Source organism: Pseudoroseomonas cervicalis ATCC 49957 (assembly GCF_000164635.1).
In the GTDB taxonomy this organism is placed as follows: Bacteria; Pseudomonadota; Alphaproteobacteria; order Acetobacterales; family Acetobacteraceae; genus Pseudoroseomonas; species Pseudoroseomonas cervicalis.
Genome location: NZ_GG770779.1, coordinates 343,289 through 344,902, shown reverse-complemented (window position 1 = coordinate 344,902; position 1,614 = coordinate 343,289). Strand labels below are relative to the sequence as shown.

Annotated in this window: 2 protein-coding genes; both read right to left on the bottom strand. The window is 71.7% G+C overall.

Going from position 1 to position 1,614, the window contains the following annotated elements; all coding sequences use genetic code 11:
* Positions 1 to 272 precede the first annotated feature (272 nt).
* The gene (gene motA, locus HMPREF0731_RS12785; protein ID WP_007004563.1) at positions 273 to 1,142 is read right to left on the bottom strand and encodes a flagellar motor stator protein MotA; all 870 of its coding nucleotides are present in this window, start codon (positions 1,140 to 1,142) and stop codon (positions 273 to 275) included.
* A partial coding sequence (locus HMPREF0731_RS12780; protein WP_007004562.1) for an OmpA/MotB family protein occupies positions 1,139 to 1,614 on the bottom strand: 476 nt, incomplete at its 5' end. The genes HMPREF0731_RS12780 and motA, both read right to left, overlap by 4 nt.

Sequence of the window (1,614 nt, the reverse complement as noted above, 5' to 3'; positions counted from 1 at the left end):
GCGGCCCCCTGAGGGCTGCCGGCAAGAGGCCGGTTCTTCTTTCGGTCGGCCGGCAGGATGCCGGCCTGTCTTTCCCGCCGGCAGGACGCCGGCCCGCTTCCCGCCGGCAGGACGCCGGCCCGCTTCCCGCCGGCAGGACGCCGGCCCGCTTCCCGCCGGCAGGATGCCGGCCAGCCTTCCGCCGGCAAGACGCCGGCCCCGGTCCGCAACCGGAAAAAGGCGCCTGCCCGGAAGGGGCAGGCGCCTTTCCCACAGGCGCGGATCTGCGGGTGTCAGGCGCCGGCGCGCTGCTCCTGCATCGCCGTCTCCAGCACCTGGAAGGTGGGCATCAGGTCGGAGGGCACCGCCTTGCGGCCGATCTCGACGGCGACGGAGGGCGCGTTGCCCTGCAGATGCGCGATCAGCACGGCGCGCACCACTTCGAGATACTTCGCCTCCTCGTCGACGATGGCGCGCAGCCGCGTCGCCAGCGGCCCGACCAGGCCATAGGCCAGCAGCACGCCGAGGAAGGTGCCCACCAGCGCGCCGCCGATCATCGCGCCCAGCACGGCGGGCGGCTTGTCGATGCTGCCCATGGTCTTGATGACGCCGAGCACGGCGGCGACGATGCCGAGCGCCGGCAGCGCATCCGCCATGGTCTGCAGCGCATGCGCCGGGTGCAGCTCCTCCTCGCGGATCTTCTTCAGCTCGCGCAGCATCACATCCTCGACTTGGTGCGGGTCGTCGGCATTCATGCCGATCATGCGCAGATAGTCGCAGATCAGCGACAGCGCGTGATGGTCGGCCAGCACCTTGGGGAAGAGGGTGAAGATCTCGCTCTCGTTCGGCCGCTCGATATGCGGCTCCAGCCCGACGGCGCCCTTCATCTGCGCCACCCGCAGCAGCCGGTAGAGCACGGCGCAGAGGTCGAGATAATCCTGCCGCGTGTAGCGCGCCCCCTTCAGCACCTTCTTCAGCGCGCCGAGCGTGTGCTTCACCGCCGCCATGGAATTGGCCATCAGGAAGCTGCCGACCGCGGCGCCGCCGATGATCAGCATCTCGAAGGGCAAAGCGTGCAGGATCGGCCCGAGGCTGCCGCCGGCGATCAGGTAGCCGCCGAACACACAGACGAGCACGACGCCGAAGCCGGCCAGAACGATCATGGGGCGGGGCCCTCCTGCGGCGCGCCGGGCATCAGGACGAGGATGGAGACGCGGCGATTGGCGGCATCCAGCGGCCGGTCGGGGGAGAGCAGGTCACGGTCGGCGCGGCCGGCCACGGCGCGCAGCCGCTCCTCGGCGATGCCGGCCTCGATCAGCACGCGCCGTGCCGCGCCCGCGCGCTCGGCCGACAGCTCCCAGTTCGAGCGGTCGCCACCGCCACGGAACGGCGCGGCATCGGTGTGGCCGGCAATGTCGAGCCCATAGGGCAGCCGCGCCAGCACCGTGGCCACGCGCAGCAGCAAAGCGCGGCCACGCTGGTTCGGCGCCGCCTGGCCGGTGGCGAAGACCGGCTGGCCATCGGCATCGACCAGCTGGATGCGCAACCCCTCGCGCGTCTGCTCGATCAGCAGCTGGCGCGCCAGGTCGGACAGGCCGGGATCGGACTGGATGGCGGCGCGGATCTCCTCCGCCG

Excerpts from the sequence above, each read along its gene's own strand:
- motA (WP_007004563.1), bottom strand. The coding sequence starts at position 1,142 with ATGATCGTTCTGGCCGGCTTCGGCGTCGTGCTCGTCTGTGTGTTCGGC.